This is a genomic window from Bacteroides sp. Phil13, from assembly GCF_001940965.1.
Classification (GTDB): Bacteria; Bacteroidota; Bacteroidia; order Bacteroidales; family Bacteroidaceae; genus Bacteroides; species Bacteroides intestinalis.
In genome coordinates, this window is record NZ_MSHA01000031.1 from 15,399 (window position 1) to 33,208 (window position 17,810).

General features: G+C 40.3%; 9 protein-coding genes. All 9 read right to left on the bottom strand.

Annotation, left to right across the window (positions count from 1 at the left end; all coding sequences use genetic code 11):
* Positions 1-7: 7 nt before the first annotated feature.
* Positions 8-1,876 carry a hypothetical protein gene (locus tag BWI44_RS04840; RefSeq protein WP_195208198.1) on the bottom strand — a complete coding sequence of 623 codons (1,869 nt, stop codon included), beginning with the start codon at positions 1,874-1,876 and terminating at the stop codon, positions 8-10.
* Positions 1,877-2,582: 706 nt separating this feature from the next.
* Positions 2,583-5,042, bottom strand: coding sequence for a hypothetical protein (locus BWI44_RS04845; protein WP_195208197.1), 2,460 nt, complete (start codon positions 5,040-5,042; stop codon positions 2,583-2,585).
* Between the two features lie 185 nt (positions 5,043-5,227).
* Positions 5,228-7,006, bottom strand: coding sequence for a RagB/SusD family nutrient uptake outer membrane protein (locus BWI44_RS04850; RefSeq protein ID WP_195208196.1), 1,779 nt, complete (start codon positions 7,004-7,006; stop codon positions 5,228-5,230).
* Between the two features lie 24 nt (positions 7,007-7,030).
* Positions 7,031-10,177, bottom strand: coding sequence for a SusC/RagA family TonB-linked outer membrane protein (locus tag BWI44_RS04855; RefSeq protein WP_195208195.1), 3,147 nt, complete (start codon positions 10,175-10,177; stop codon positions 7,031-7,033).
* A 330-nt stretch (positions 10,178-10,507) separates the two neighbouring features.
* A complete protein-coding gene (locus tag BWI44_RS04860; protein WP_195208194.1) occupies positions 10,508-11,179 on the bottom strand; it encodes a TonB-dependent receptor plug domain-containing protein in 672 nt (223 codons plus the stop codon).
* A 91-nt stretch (positions 11,180-11,270) separates the two neighbouring features.
* Positions 11,271-12,239, bottom strand: a complete 969-nt coding sequence (locus BWI44_RS04865) for a hypothetical protein (protein ID WP_195208193.1) — start codon at positions 12,237-12,239, stop codon at positions 11,271-11,273.
* A 19-nt stretch (positions 12,240-12,258) separates the two neighbouring features.
* Positions 12,259-12,963 (bottom strand): hypothetical protein, encoded by a 705-nt coding sequence (locus BWI44_RS04870; RefSeq protein ID WP_227071414.1) that lies wholly within the window; start codon positions 12,961-12,963, stop codon positions 12,259-12,261.
* A 26-nt stretch (positions 12,964-12,989) separates the two neighbouring features.
* On the bottom strand, positions 12,990-14,573 hold the full coding sequence (locus tag BWI44_RS04875; protein WP_138291231.1) for a RagB/SusD family nutrient uptake outer membrane protein: 1,584 nt from the start codon (positions 14,571-14,573) through the stop codon (positions 12,990-12,992).
* 13 nt (positions 14,574-14,586) lie between these two features.
* Positions 14,587-17,736, bottom strand: coding sequence for a SusC/RagA family TonB-linked outer membrane protein (locus BWI44_RS04880; protein ID WP_195208192.1), 3,150 nt, complete (start codon positions 17,734-17,736; stop codon positions 14,587-14,589).
* Between the last annotated feature and the right edge of the window lie 74 nt (positions 17,737-17,810).

Genomic DNA, 17,810 nt, shown 5'->3' on the forward strand with positions numbered 1-17,810 from the left:
AGTTACGTTATTTTCCAACAGTTCTTATCAGAACCTTCCGGCTATAAGCCTTCTGGCCAGCTTCTTGCACACGAACCACATAAAAATCATCGTTCAATGGCATACTCTCCACCCAATTGCCAGAAGAAGATTTGAGCATCTGCACCATGCTTCCATGAGTCGTGTAAATAGATATCCATGCATCTTTTTGCGATTTTACTCTCACACGATTTGTTTCCACAACAATATGCGGGATATCTTCTCGGCCAGTTTCAGACATTAGCCCCGTAGAGATACCTCTTGCCGCCCTCTGAGCCTCGTAGAGTGATGCGGGCTGCAGACCTTTACGATTCTGCCCTTCTATATATCCATTGGTATATTCACTCATATTGTTGCGGTATCTCCGTATTGTTTTAGCCGTGCATCCGATAGCGTAGTTTTGTCCCGTAGGCACTTTATCCAGATAAATGGCACCGTCCTGTACATCACAATTCCAGAACACGCTGTTGGTGCCTCCCCATCCGTGGCCGCTTCCCATATTGTCACGCAGATACATGCCTATTTTCCCGGCATTCGATTTTATAGTTCCCAATTCCGCCCAGTTATCAAACAAAATCCCCTGCGACCACAACCGATGTCCCTCAGCTTGTGCAAGGGAAAGTTCCGAATGGAAATTCAACACAACAATACCGCTGGTGGAGGCACAGCCATTAGAGATATAGTGATGACGCCCGTTACGGGCATAGCAGTTTTTCAATAAGATGAGTTGTGAACGATGGTAATTCTCAAAATTATAATACGTACCTCCCGTACAAAGTCCGGAGGGATCAATAGCATAGCAATCTTCAATTGTACTCCTCGTAGTGGAAGTCGTTTTAATACCCGCATGAACAAAACCGGACATTGAAACACCTTTCACCCATGAATTCTCCAACGAACTCATATAGATACAATTCTGATCGACGTTAGCCGTAGAATTCTCCGGACTTCTTTCAAAAGAGATGTGCAGATTCTCAATGCCTACATTGTGGCGGATTGTTCCCGGATTTGAAATCTTGTAGATATATGCCTGGGCATACTGTACGTCGAGCGCATAAAATATGGGAGCATCCACTTCAATCATATTTCCTTCCACTTTGGTGACGTAGCGATGATAGGAAATATCAATATCCTTAGTTTTCCATTTCTTGCTTTCATCTGTGTCGCGCTTTGTATTGCCGCCATACCAGACTGCTTCCAGCCAAGCTGTTGTGGTAGGATATTTAATACAAATCAAGTCGCCTGCCTGATAGGCGCTTGCATCTTCCACCTGAAAGGAATAATCGCCGGACATCACCTTCTGTGTTACAATATTTACCTGAGCATCACCTTTCCCATTTCCCCAATTGTGCGCAGAGGAATTTCCCATTAAAATAAGCCGTTTAGCCTTTTCTGCCGCATTTCTTCCGTAGAGAACCGTGGAATCATTGTCCGAGAAGCAATTACCTTCGCCACGCAAAATGACTCCGTCGTATGTCAGGTTTAACGTCCCGTCCACATTATATCGTCCGGCTTTCAGCAATACGACTCCTCTGATACCCTCTGCGTCCAAAGCATATTTTCCTACTTCGTCAATGGCTTTCTGTATATGTTGCGTATTGTCGGCCTCCTTGTCCTCCAGAGGCCTGAGAGTAATGGTGCGTTCCGGCAAACTGACCACAGGAATGTCTTTTCCATTCCCGTATCCTGCCTGACTAAAATCCGGAATGACAAAACCATCATTATCTTTCTTATAAGTCAGGCTTCCAGATTCATCCTGAATAACGAGTTGCGATTGCCAACTTTCCTGGGCATTAAGGGAGTAACTGCCTACAAAACATAAGCTCCCGATACATAAAGATACAAGTTGTGATTTCATATGTATTTATTACTTTTTGTGATATGTAAAGAAAGGGAGATTTCTTCTCTTCATTTTGTAGTGTTATCTCATTTCCTTGTAATATTGTATCGCTCTGTTTCAAGATGACAAAGATTATAGCATTTCATCAACACAAAGATATACTATGGGCGATTATTCTAACAGGGCTTTGAGGAGAAAACGATCTTTTAGCCAGACTAAGCATCTGTTTTTCCCAAACAGATGGTCTATCTGACCGGAACAGACGGTCTGTTTACCCAAAACAAACCATGTATTTCCCCTTAACATACCTTCTTTTCGGGCAAAACTAACATTCTTTTTCGTGATAAGGCTACACCTTATGCCCGAAAGGGTGTAGCCATATTGCATAAAGGGTGACACCATCTCGGATATAAGGTGTAGCCCTTTACTTATCGGGTTATATTCTTTTCTGGTTATATCGGGAAAATATTCGGAGGAAAAATATTATTTTCACACATAAAGCGCATGAAAGATATTATTTTTATTTAAGATACAACAGTCATTGCATCCCTTTTTGTAATTCTGTCCCCTTTTCCTTTCTTTCCGCACTTCTTTAATAAGGAATGCTTGCGTTCTTTCTTTTTCCCCCACCGTTGGGCGGAAAGAAAGGAATCTGAGACAATAGAATTATCATTTTGTCAACTATGACAAAATGATTTTTATAGGTCATTTTCTGAAAAAACGATTAGTCGTGCGGCTGAGGATTCGGATTGGTATGCGCTTCATAAACTTTGAAATCAGCCAACTGTAGGCTTTCATCTTTAAGTCCGTTATCGGGTCTGTCGGATGCACTTTGCATTTTCCGCCCCAGACTGCGATAAATACCAAATTTATTCCGGATACTTGTCGCCCCCTTCCTCCATAAGTCTACATCTGCGAAAGATTGGTCGGCAAGCACTTTCCCATCGCTGATACGGGTCAGTTTGATGCGGAATGTGCCATGATGGGTATAATGCATTTCTGTCTCCACTTGTATCCATTCATCTTCAAAGTCGGCAAGCGGAAGGTTGTCTATAATAACACCCTTGCCGGACGTTCGTGTGTCGCCTGTATGAATTACTTGTACACGCTTATTCCCTCCGTCTTCATCGCAACGGGTACTGATAGTAATGAGTGGTGCGCCATTATTACCTTCCTGCGCCTTCAGTTGGTGAAGATGACAGAACTTGGTGGTGGGTTGGAAACCTTTGGGTATGCGGAGTTTCCATTCCAGCCGTTGCCACTCGTTCCAGTTTCCGTTCAGATGATACCAATCATGGTTTGTCTGGCTTTTCATCTCATTGCGCTGGCGGTCACTCAGTAATCTTCCCCGGTCACTGTCCAAAGCCCCGGCATTGGCATGATTGGTGAATTTGAAAACATATTGCTGCAGGGCAGCATCAAAAAGAACTTCACAATGCACACCGTCATAATGGTCGTTTTTCGAGATATTGGGATGTTCGGAATAGTCCCAACCCAAGGCACGCATATATTCGTGTATAGCTCTATAATCTTTTCCCGTTAACTCGCGAGAGGCTTGCATACCTCCCTGAAAAACATAGTCGGAACGGACAGGGGAAGGTAACTGCACGGTAGCCCCATATCCAATGGCTTGCAATGCAGATTCGCCCAAACGCTCCTTCAATTGCGCCAGATAAAGACTTCGAGGGGCAACCGGAGTATCATGCGAGTCGAAAACACCTACCGGCAACGTAGGACCGGACTGATTGAAGGGACGACGCAACGGAGTACTTTCCCCTTTACTGCCTATTACCCAGTTATAAGTGCCCGGGGGAATCTGATTTACATAACTCTTCGCCAAGCAATTCCAGGCAACAGACCAGGCTGTGCCCCAACCATGACCGGAACCCATGGAACCACGGTTCTTGAAATCAATACCTCCGCCCGGTAAATTACAATTGTCAAGCAATAAACCTGTACTCCAGCGTTGATGTCCTTCTATACGGCCATTCCCTTTGAAGTTGCAATTAAGGAATACAATAGGCCCTGTTTGTCCGGCGCCAAGTGCCACAAACCAGATGTTATCTCCCTCTACCGAACAACGGTCAATCAGAATTTGTCCTCCGTTCGGTGCAAACTCCGCCGGTTTGGAAGCTCCCTGGTGCAAAGCCCTTCTGATTACGTTAATCTGCTGCAAAGTAATTCGTCGCCCGCCTACACCTATACTCTCCATGGTTTCCAATGCATTGATGTCCTTTGCCCAACAGTCTTCTCCGTTGATTCTTAGTGCATAATATAATGCTTTCCCGTGATTGACCGCTTGTGCGGGTGACTCGATACGCAGATTCTCCACACCGCACTGACGGAGGCGTTGTATGTTATTGGTCACTACCAATGTAGTATTGTCATCGGTGAATTTCGCATCGTAAGAGTCTACCAGCGGGACACTCAGCACAATTGTATTTCCTTCAATACCTGCAATGGTCCGTTCGGCAATCAGTTGTCGTCCTGCCTTTATCCAGGTCTGAGGTTTACCGTCACGAACCAAATCATTCATTTTCATATATTTGATCCATTTTTCGGTTACGGGTTTGCGTATTTCTATATTGTCGCCGACAGAAAGTTCGGAAACATCAGTTACCGTCAAACGATATGAACCGGCAGGGATGTACTTGTCAGTCACCTTTATGCTTTTTTCATCCGGAGCAGCTTCGCCTAAACGATTACCCGCACGTTGGCGGATGCCGTTATTCACCACGATTGCTGTATGCTTATCTCCGGTCATGACGATAACGCTTCCACTCGGATCACTTCCGCTACCGCGCAATACGACACCATCTGTCATTATCTGAAGAGAACGGTTACATACGTAACGTCCCGGTGCCAACAGAACTGCACCCCGAAAACCATCGGCATCTTTGGGAAGTGCGGAAACCATATCAATGGCTTTTTGAATATAATCCGTGCAATCTTCATTTTCTCCTAAAGGATGTACGGTCAGTTTTGCCGGAACGTATGGCAAGGTTACACCACCGCCCTTATATCCGGCATGTGAAAAGTCGATAATCCGGTCACCTCTCTTAGTGGCTTTATACACTAACTTTCCGTTAGCATCCGAATAAACCCACTGGCTTTTGCCCATTGGTTCCTGCCCCATAATGGATAGGGGGAAAAGAAGGCATAGTAGATAATAAATGTTCTTCATTCTTTGTCTTATTCAATAAAGTTAATTAATGGTGTAACAAAGGAAGAGGAAAAAAATGATTTCCATTATATAGATTGTCTCAAAAGCTTGTAAAAAAAGAGCAAACTTCTACTACTGAGAGTAAAAGTTTGCTCAATATTGACTTAACTAAATACCTTAATTAAGAGATTCTGTATTTTGGTATACTATTTTAATGGATCGAAATCACCACTTTCCCAACCGATGGTCTGTTGCAGTTTCGGATTCTGTTCGAAGTGTTTACGAGCCAATCCCTGGAAGTAATAGGTGTCTTTTACATTCCATTGATAGGTTTCGTCAATTCTCCAGGTTTGAGTAGTGAAATACTTGAAATAATTCTTTGTCATCAATTCCGGATCGTTCTTTATCATAGTGATAAAATCTCTTCGTGCCATAGTAGCATATTCGCTCTTCACCTGTATTTCAATTCTGTAACGGGAATATCCTTGCATATCAGAGAATATCTTGCGACGAAGCAAATCCCAGAAACGTTTGCCCTCATAAGCCAATTCAATGCGGCGTTCATAAAGAACGGCATCAATCAATTCTTGTTGGCTCATATTTGCTTTTAAACCATAGAGCCCGTCCGCATTGGCCGTTATACCGGCTCGTTTACGAATATCTTTCAGGATAGTATAAACTTCATCAGATTTATTTCCTACTTCCGCAGCACATTCAGCAAGATTCAATAATACTTCTGCATAACGCATTTCGATCCAATCCATGTCACCGTGATCCTTAGCTTCGGTAGCTGTCTTTTCAGGGATAGAGAACTTGCATGAATAAAATCCCGTGCCAGTCGGACTATGAGTATCTTCGCCACCTTTGTAAGTGTACATGCAACCTTGGAACCAGTCCGGCATACCATTCAATGGATATTCAGCACCATTGTAAACGATGATATCATAGAAACGAGGGTCACGGTTCAACCAAAACATACCGGTAGCGTCAGTAGCAGTAGGATCAAAAGCTTCTTTCACGCCATCACCATCTACATCTACTCCCGGAGTAGTACCATCAGCCATTGGGAAAGCAAGTGCCATATCCAATGTAGGATGGTGGTTACCTGTAGCTCCTACCGAAAATTCCAACGGACGAAGCCCTGCCATGAAATTGTGTGTACGCACCGGATCGAGAAAACGGGTAGTGATTACAGTCTCAGAGGTAGTCTCTTTTGTCCATATCTCCTTATAAACAGGATGTAAAGCACGTTGTCCGTTCTCTGACAGTTCCTTTTGGGCCGCTAAGCAGGCATTGTATGCTGTCTGCCAACGGGTACGGTCATTATTCGGATTAAATTGCTTACTGGCATAAGTCAGCAACACACGTCCTTTAAAAGCCATAGCTGCTCCTTTGGTGATACGTCCAAAGTCATTTTCACCCCAAATGCTGGGTAACGAGGCAGCAGCATCATCAAGATCTTTCACTATCTGGTCAATACACTCTTTTGCTGTATTCCGAGTAACATATAAATCGTCACTATGTCTGTCCTGCGGGATTAAAACCAAAGGTACACCTCCATAAATTTTTACCATCTCAAAATACTGATAAGCACGTAAGAAAAGCGCTTGTGCTTTTATACGGTTCCGGATGTCCTCGGACAAGCTACCTCCATCAATACTTGCTAACAGAACATTGATAGTATATATCTTGTCATAAGGCCAGTGTTCTCCTAACGGACCTCCGGCAGTAGCTACCGCTGTCAGTCGACCATGAATAAAATCACCGCCTCCGTTGCCCTCATCACTATATTTAGAATAATCACCACTAAATGACGGTAGATTATCTTTGTAGCATTTATCCAAAAAAGCTGTAGCTAGAATTTCACTATTCCATGTTGCCTTTTCGCTGACAGCTGTCAGGTCATCTTTATCCAATACGGAAGTACAACTGGTCAAGCTTGCAAATGTCAATGCTGTAATAGCTATTATATGTTTTGATTTCATAATATTCAAGTGTTTTTTATATAATTAGATCGTTATATTCAAACCAAATGAGAAGTTTCTCATAACAGGATAGTCTGAAATACTCGTTGCTTCGGGATCCATCCATTTTACTTTATCCTGTAATAAGAAGAGGTTTGTACCATTCAAGAAAAGCCTTGCCTTATCAATGCCTATCCGCTGAACGAATGTTTTCGGCAAATCATAAGATATGGATATATTTTTGCAACGCAAGAAAGAAGCATTACGTACCCAGAAGGAAGAAGCTTCATTATTCTTATACTGTGTAGCGCCCGGCATTGAAGCGTTTGTATTCTCCGGGGTCCAGTGATCATTATAATATTTGAATGTACTTGTATGGGCATTGATACCATTACCACGGAAATCCATCAACTTCTTATGACCGGCCATACCTTGGAAGAATATATCAAGCATGAATCCTTTCCATTTACCGCCAATCGTAAAACCATAAGTGATAGGAGCTACTTTATTCTCAATAATAACAACTTTGTCATCATCTGTAATGATACCATCCGGTTCATCACTCTCAGGACCACGTACATCTTTGTATATCAACATACCTAAACCGGGTTTCTGCCCTTTAATGGTCATATTCGGATTTTCTTCCATATATTGCTGTAACTGTTCCTCGGTACGAATCATACCAATGCATTCAAATCCCCATTCACGGCTCAATGACTGACCGATTTCAGATTTGTATGCCCGGATATTTTCTGCTTCATCTTTCTTGGACCACCAGCTGTTTGCAAAACTAAAGTTACCTCTTAAATAATAGTCCAATTTACCGATTCTGTCATTGTATCCCAGTTCTACTTCGAAGCCACGGGATTTAACCTCAGAATAGTTCTCTTTTGGCAAAGATGCACCAAATGTAGTAGGTACACTCACATTCAGATTATCAAGAATATCGTATGTACGTCTGTAAAAATATTCAAAGCTGAAATCAAATTTATTTCTAAACCAACGGCTATCAAAACCGATATTGTAAGAAGTTGATTTCTCCCAAGTCAATTTAGGATTAGGAACTTCCTTAGGCTCCAATCCATAAGATAACCCATTGAATACGGCACCTGTAGTAATTCCGTAACGAGCCATCCATTGCCAACCGCCAATAGCATCATTTCCTAATGTAGCAATGGAACCGCGCAGTTTCATATAATCGATAAACTTGATATTCTCTGAGAAGAAAGGTTCACTGGAAATACGCCATCCTGCTGAAACGGAGGGGAAGAAACCCCAGCGTTGATCAGGAGCAAATTTTGTAGAACCATCGACACGGAATGCAGCTTCTAGTAGATACTTGTCTGCATAAGCATAGTTCAGACGACCTACGTAGGAAAGACGACCACTTTCACTTACAGAACCAGCCCCAACAATAGATTCAGAAGCATCACCACTTGCACCGAAAAATTCCGGCATTTCCCAAGTGATTAGTTTATTGCGCTGTGCATCAAATTTCTCACTATCACCTTCAGATTGTTCATAAACAAATAATGCACTTAAATCATGATTACCCAACTTACGGTCGTAAGTTACAAATAGGTTTAATTGATATTCCTCTGCCAACTGATTTTCTTTAAATACATAGTTACCGTCATCACGAGTTTTGGTAGATACTACTACATTACTCGGGTCAATATAATGATTGTTTGTTCCGGCAGTCTGGAAGTTATACATCTCATACGGGAAATTCACCTTTTTAATCAAACGATTATCCAATGTACGGTTATACTGTACTTTCAACTTCAACCCCTTTACAAATGGAACTCGATATTCCGCAGTCGCATTGACATTAACATTTTGCCATTTCTTAGTATGCAAACCCGATTCTTCGCTAATAAGCATTAACGGATGCCATTCAATAAAGTTACCTACCGGCATTCCATCAATCATACTTGGAATCATCTTGGTACGGAGCAATAATCCCTTGTATAAGTCATTCATACGATCACGGTCACCGTCAGATTTCCAATTAGGTTTGGTATCTTTACGATTATCTGTACTGATATTCAAACCAACTGTAAAATTCTTACTAATATCAGCATCAATACTAGCACGGAAATTATATTTAGAATACTTCAGATTATCAAATGAACCTACATTGTAGAAATAAGAACCACCGATAAAATAGCGTACTTTTTCGGTTCCACCGGTAATATTGATAGCATGACGAGTAGACCATGGAGTTTTCCATGCATCATCCAGAAAACTATAATCAGTTGTTTTGAAATGTGCCAACTCGTCATCTGTATACCAAGAAGACTTGGTAGTCGGATCTTGCTGTTCTACATTCGGATTCCAAATAGCATTGTTAAGATAACCCTGTATAGCACGGTCATTCAAATAAACAGCATGTTCATAAGCACTGAGCGTCTCTGGAATCATAGCAGCTACATCAATACCTACCGTACCAGTATAATTGATAGTCGGTTTTGCGTTTCCACCTTTCTTTGTGGTAATCAATACAACACCATTAGCAGCACGAGCACCATAAACTGCTGCCGATGCCCCATCTTTCAACACCGATATATTAGCCACCTCACTAGCATCTAGTGCGTCAAACGCCATCTTATCCCTTACTACTCCATCAATAACATATAGTGGGTCAGAATTATTAGGAGTACCTTTAGCGCGTACACTAAAAGAGGCTGAAGTTCCCGGTTTACCTGTCCCTTGAGTTATATATACACCCGAAAGGCGTCCTGCTAATGCTGAAGACAGATTAGCAGATGGAAAATCTTCAATAGCTTTGGCATCAACACTAGTTACACTACCCGTTACACTTCCTTTTTTCTGCGTACCGTACCCTACTACAACTACTTCATCTAAAGCTTGTGAATCCTCAACTAATACAATTTTCAGATTACTTTCAGTAACGACTTTGGTTACATCCTTATAGCCAATGTAACTGAACTTAAGAGTCGCACCCTTAACACATTTAATAGAGAAGTTACCGTCAATGTCAGTAATTGCTCCGTTAGTAGTGTTCAATTCTGCAACTGTCACTCCAATTAGCGGTTCACCATTCTGATCCTCTACGCTTCCTGTTACTGTCACATTCTGAGCTTGTACTATAGTACTAAAAGAGAAGCTCAACAGTATCAACAAAATACGCCATAACAGCGATTTCGATTTGTGTTCTTTCTTTTTCATCAAAATTACTTTTTTTTGATTAGACTTAAATAAACAAAGCATTTTTCCAACGCTTTCTCGTTTTATTATTAAATGATTTCTATTACATAAGCCATAGCATATGTATATAAAAAAATAATATACATTGCTATAAATTTAGTATTAGAACATTCATAATGTGGTTAGACTAACAACACTACAAAGAAAGGAATGAATTTATTAACCTAATATCAGTTGCATCTCAAAAGTTTGCATTTTTATTGCAATAGATAATAATTTCCCAAAAAACAACTTCATTTTATGGGAAAATCAGTTTAAGATGTTTTTCATGACAGAAAAGTTAGTGAAGGATCATTTTATCCGTATGATAATAACACCGTTCGCTCCTTTCATACCGTACTCAGAACCATCTTTTTTAATCTCGACTTCTCGTATGTCTTCTACTGACACTGCATTATTGGCTTCTTCCAATGAATTATATTCGGTTCCACCTACAATGAAAAGCGGTTCGGTACTGAGGGTAAAAGATGAACTTCCCCGTATTGAGGCCTTCATTTGTCCGTCTGAATAATTAATCTGCAATCCGGCAATATTACCTCGCAGCAAATCTATTAAATTGTTGACGTCTAATTGCTGGATTCTCTCATAAGTAATAATATTACTGTTATAGGTCTGTTCCGGTATTTTCTGATACATGCAGGTTATTGTTTTTTCACTCGTGGCATAGCACAATGAATTCTTCCCCAAATGTATGGTATAAGTTGGAATTCCTGACATAGGCACATAAGCCACCAACTTCCTGTTAGGATAGACCAACAGTGTATCGCCTATTTTCACATTACCCAGTTCAAATGTACCTTTTGATGAAGTGGAAAGCATTTTCATACGCCCCTTTACCCGCATTTTTATCATCTTGACCGGTTTACCTTTTTCATTCAGGACAACTCCTGTCACATTATCTTGTGCTATTCCTGCCAATGAAACCAGAATAACTGATAATAAAACCAGAATACGATATTTCATATCTTTATAATATTAGTAAAAAGGAGAGAATATTCAAACACAATATGTATGTCTAATATTCTCTCCTTTTTCGATGAATGAGATTGATTATTTATCTTTCACGAGGTTCGGCTGTGCAGATTGTACCGTTATCAAATACAAATAGATTGTCGGCAAAAATAACGACTTTATTGTCCAATCCGAAACCAGAACGGGATACATAATACTGATCCTGTACACCGGCTAATACACTACTCTCAAAATATTTCTTGCCATCATAGTAAACTATGAATTTCTTATTTGCATCGATTGATACTGCAATTGTTTTGAAAGCGTCCTTTTTAAATTTAAAGTTTGCTGTATCCGTACCTTCATCTATTGTAATATCTTCCGTTTCTCCTGTTGTCACATTGGTTGTGGTATAAGTTGCTTTCCATACTCCTGTTTTGGGATAGGTCGTAAAGCATGCCTTAGTTACATAAAACGTGGCACTGTTAATACGGGCAAACTCAATACGAATTTCTGCAAAATTATTATCTGAAGGACAAGCATTTACTGCATAGTCCACTTGCGTGGAGAAAGGAACAGATACATTATTCCAGCTACGGGCAAAACGTCCGTCAGCTTTAGTGGAAGTCAGTTTAACTGCACCATTCGTTCCCTTATTAGCGTCAAATGCTACTGTCATAGATGCATTGGACCAGCCTTCATTATAATAAGGAGTCTCAAAATTAGAGTAAAACAGCTCGTCCAGTACAGTCATTTTGGAACGACGGGTTTCTTTTTTACCTCCACATTTCACTGTACACCAAATTTCATAAGTTCCGGCTTCATTCGGAGCTTTCCATACATTTTCAAACAGTCCTTGAGGATTTGTCATGCTTCCACCATCGCATCCCCATTCATAACTAACATCTGTATCATCGCTGAGTTCGGCAGAAACAAATACTTTCACCACATCGTTACGGCAAAACTTCGTGCCGAAAGTGTTCAATGAAACAATATTTACGCTGTCATCGTCTGAACAGGAAGTGAAGATCACACATATTAATATAGCGATATTGAATACTAGTTTTTTCATACGTTTCTATATTGTTAATTTATTCTTGACCCAGAAAATATCTCGATGGGCGAGGTTGCCACCAGTCAGATACATGAATATAACCATCACGTGCATGAATGTTAGTGGTGCGGCAACTACCGGAAGATGCAGCTAGCAACCCTCTGAAGTTCCATTCAAAATTATTCAACTGAAGCGGTAGGTTACGGTCATGTCCGGCTTTGACACACATTACTGCAGTATCTCCTTGAAGTGTCTGACCATCTTTATTGTAGGAAAAGCTACCTTCTCCATAAGTCCCGATCCAACGGTCCGAAGAATCTATATTAAAATATGACCATTCTCCTCTTACAATATGATAAGTCAGCAATTCTTTTACCACTTTCTTGTCATATTGCTCCCACGCAGTAGCTGCTGCGGCTTCCGTAGCTCCTGGAAGCATCACCGGATTTTTCTTCCAAAAACAGTTATCCCCACTGCTAAGAGCGCTATTGGTCAGTAATATATGCGTATTTCCTGCTTCTTTATACAAGTCTTCAATTCCTGCATACTGAATACCTTCAATTAAAGAACTAAATATATCAGGACGGCTCTGGATAAATTCCCAGATTGTCATATTTACCTTATTATCCGCTTTTTTTGCTTCATATTCCTCGTTGCTTTGAAAATCAAGGTCAAACAAGGTGCATGAACTCAGTGAAATGCAAAATAAGGCCAGACTTATAAAATATCTAAAGATTTTCATATTCATTATTGTTTAAAACATTATTGTTATTCTTCATAAGGTTTGTTCTGTTGTCCTCTCATAGATGGATTCTTACGGAATACATCCTGATTCAGAGGCCACAAAATTCTGCCGTAACCGCCAATCTGATTAGCTTCTTTCTCAGCACCAATAACAAAACCTTCCGGAATTCTCTGATCACCCAAGTCTTCATTCTGCAAATATGGATCTAAATATTCTTTTACCATATCATTGCGTACCAAATCAAACCAACGTTTACCTTCTGCCCAAAGCTCAATGGTACGTTCATCGATAATCAACTTAATCAGATCTTTTTCGGTTGGGTAATCCTCTAAAACTGCAGTACTTTCCCAGCCTGCACGTTCACGTATTTGATTGACGATATTAATCGCGCCTTGATAATCTTTATGTGTACCTAATACTAAAGCTTCAGCTTTTAGCAACAATATATCTGCTAAGCGATAAATTGGCATATGGGTAGAACATGATCCGTTAGCAACATAGGAATATCCAGGCCTGCCATCATTAGCAGTCGCTCCGTATTCTGTGAATTTCGGGCATTTAATCTGGAAATTAGCGGCATTACCATAATCACCGTTCATTGCTTTCTCATACGATTCGTCTATCATCTCGTCAGGAGTAATGAAATAGCTGATAGCAAATGTATCCATAATCATAGTGACGCGGGTATCTTCTCTCTTACGGGATACCAACTCCTTATAATATGCCTTTGTCGGATGATATCGGATTGTGTTTGAACCTGACGCAAGTTCCTGAGCATATCCAAAGCCGTTGCTATCTTCTTCATAGTTCCAGAAAAGATTGAATATCATCTCTTTAGAGCTTGATGGATTTAAAAACATGCTGGAATAGGTAGATGCCGGTTCAAGACTGTATTTATAGTTTGTCAGCAAGTCATTAGCTGCTACAAGCGCTTTGTCATATTCCTTATACCACATCAATACATCTACACGTAATGCCATAATAGCTCCACGGTTTAAATAGTACTTACTGGCACTGGACATATCTGTAGAAGCACCAATATATTCTAATGCTTTCTCTATATCTTCCAGAATAAAAGCTTTCAATTCTTCTACAGAAGTTCTTCCATAATATCGTTCCTGAGAAGAGACATCTTCCATGGGTTCAGTGATTTTAGGTACACCGCCCCATACACGTATAGCATAAAAATACATCAATGCACGCATTGCATAAGCCTGACCTAAATATGGAGCAGATACAGAACTGCCTATAGGGCTGGTGGGAATATGCTTAATAGCTGCATTGGCACGATAAATAGTTTTATAAAGGTCACTCCAACTGGAAGAGCCAGACTGAGAGTTCAAACCATTGTATAGTAAGTTACGGTCATAAGCCGTTCCACGTTCTGCATACACACCGGAACGAAGTTCGCCCCAATAGAACCAGTTTGTACGTAAAGTCGATTGCAGACCGTCATACATACCTGCATTCCAGGTTTTCAAATCCTGTTCTGAAGTCCAGAAAGTCTCACCCGACAGCGAACTTTCGGGTTGTCTGTCTAAGAAGTTCTCACAAGAAGCGAGCAGCAGACTGACACCAGCGATCAGTAAATATTTTAATCTTTTCATAAGTTGTTACAAGTTAAAAGTTAACATTTAGACCGAAACCAATTTCTCTTGCGGTAGGATATCGTCCGTTATCAATACCCGGACGCAGCACATTACTGTTGGAAATACTTGATGGATCAAATCCTTTGTATTTTGTCCAAGTCAGAAGGTTGTTTCCATATACGTACAACTGGAGATCAGAGATATGGAACCGCTTAGTGAAATTACGATCAACCCTATAAGCCAAACGAGCATTTGTTAGACGAATATAGTCTCCATCTTCCAGAAAGAAAGAAGAAAGTTCACGCGCGTTGTTTACACCAGTTGTTGCTTTGGCACTACTATAAACTTCTGTTATTTGTCCTTGATATTTCCACAAACGATAACAGTCTCTTGCTAACGGAGTCATGTTCGATGATGAATTCTGTAACAGGTCACGACGTTGTTTATTATAAATCTTGTTACCGAAACTTCCATAAAACGAGAAGGATAATGAAAAATTCTTGTAATTCAAATAGTTAGTCCATCCCATATACCATGTAGGCATGCCATTACCCAAGATACGTCTGTCCGAGTCACCTATTACACCATCATGATCCAAATCATCCCAGATTATATCACCACCTTTGCTCACTGAACCGGCGGTAGTCATTTTACCTACATCACCTGTATATTTCTGACCACCTTTTGTCTCATAGTGTGAGAAAATGGGTTTACCGTTAGAACCATAAATATAGTTATTATAGTTATTCGGATCTCTTTGATACACAGGAATCAAACGATCACCAAACGAACCGTCGCTATTCTTGATATATGCATTTGCTTCATCTGTGGCATAAATGCCCAAAGCTTTTTGTCCAAACCATTGTCCCAAAGGCGAACCTTCTTCAATCAAGTATTTACCGTCTTCCACAAAGCTTTTGCCTTCCGATAGCTTTAATACTTTATTTTTGTTTTTAGTATAGGTAAGAGTGGTCTGCCATGAAAAATCGCGAAGCTGAATAGGAGTTGCATTTATTGTCAGCTCAATACCTTTATTCTCAATATTACCCATATTGACACGCATACTACTAACACCTAATTCTGAAGGGATTACTTCATCGGCCAACAAGTCTTTTGTTTTCTTGATATAATATTCCGCTACTAAAGAAACTCGTCCGTCAAGTAATGTCACATCCAAACCAATATTAGTTTGTTCTGTTGATTCCCAACTCAAATCAAGGTTGGCCAACTTATCCGTTTGGGTAACTCCGATGACACCATTATAATATGAACCAATATTATATTGGTTAATTGATTCATAATTACCTACACGTTCATTACCATTGGTACCCCAGCTAAGTCTGAATTTAGCATCAGTCAACACAGGTTTTGCCCAATCAAAGAAGAATTCATCAGATGCACGCCATGCAATAGATGCAGATGGGAATAGCCCCCAACGGTTACCAACAAAACGTGAAGAACCATCATAACGGAGATTTGACGTAAATATATATTTTCCTTTATAACTATAGTTTACGCGTCCGAAGAAAGATGCCATAGCATGACTTTCATATGTAGTCTTAGTTTTTGTCAAATCTTTCACCTGCTGAGCGTTAGAAGTAAGAATCGACTCTGATACATAATCACTACCTTCTAAGTGGAATGTTTCATCACGCCAATCCTCGACACTGGTACCGAACATAGCACCTACTGAATGATCTTTGAAATCTCTGGCAAAGTTAATGTAAGTTTCCGCAGATAATTTGCGAGGGATTTTTGCATCATTAGAACCGGAACTGATACCTGAAGAAACCAAATCTCCACGGATCAGCTGGTCATTACGGTTGACTTTCAATTCACCCTGTACATTGGCAGACCAGATCAAGCCTTTCATAAGCTGGAATTCCGCTCCTTGATACAAAGAAACTGAATAAGAAACACTTTTATTAACACGTTCATAGGCATCAGCTATCGGATTGAACTGCCCACCATTATTATATACATAAGATCCATCAGGGAAGTAAAGCGCCATTTGTGGCGGACGACGTAATGCCTGATTAATTACACCACCGGTATTAATGTTATTCTTATCCGTATAAGCCACATTAAAGCGGCTCATTAATTTGAAACGATCCGATACTGCGAAATCAACATTAGTTCTGGAAGTTATACGATTCAAATAACTATTTAGTACAATACCTTGTTCGTTCAAATAACCAATACTTGTATAATAACTCATTTTATTCTTTGCACCGCTGATATTAATATCAACTTGGTTAGAATGAGCCATACGAGTAATCAAATCCTGATAGTCGTTATCAGCCATGAAGTTAGGATGCAAAGAGTCATTACTGGTTTTCCATAAAGAAGTTCCTGCATTACCGGCTCTTTCTTTCAAATAACGTTCAAATGCATTTGCCTGATCAATCTTATGTCCTAACTTCTTCATTGAGTGGTTGTACTTCACCGAAATTCTGGCAGGAGCACCTTCTTTACCACGTTTAGTACTGATGATAATTACACCAGCAGCCGAACGTGAACCATAAATAGCGGCTGAAGCAGCATCTTTCAAAATTTCCATGCTTTCAATGTCGGCAGGATTGATAGTAGAAATATTATCTACTGCCACACCGTCTACAATATATAACGGAGTAACACCTGATCCCATAGTAGAAGCACCACGAATCAGCATAGTACCTGTATCCCCAGGAGCACCTGAGTTATTGGAAATCTGCAGACCGGACACTTCCCCCTGTAATGCTTGAAAGATATCAGTCGGTTGGCGTTCTTCAATCGTCTTGGCATTTACAGTGGAGATAGCACCTGTCAAATCTCTCTTCTTTACTGTACCGTAACCTATGACTACAACTTCATCCAATGCCTGGGCGTCTTCCGTCAGTACTATATTCATTTTAGTACCCATCGCTACCTGTGTTGCATCCTTATAGCCAATATAGCTAAATTTCAATGTAGCACCTTTGTTACATTGAATAGAAAAGTTACCATCAATATCAGTAATTGTCCCATTATTACCTTTCATAACGGAAACCGTTACTCCAATTAGAGGTTCCCCATTTTGATCAACAACCGTACCAGTTGTTGTTATTTCCTGAGCATATAGATTAAAACTCATAGAAAATGCAAACAGAACGAGGAAAAACCGCCATAACAGCGATTTCGATTTGTGTTCTTTCTTTTTCATTAAACTACTTTTTAAAATTAGACTTAAATTAACAAGGGATTTCACCTGGAATTCTTTTTGAGTTGTTCATAATA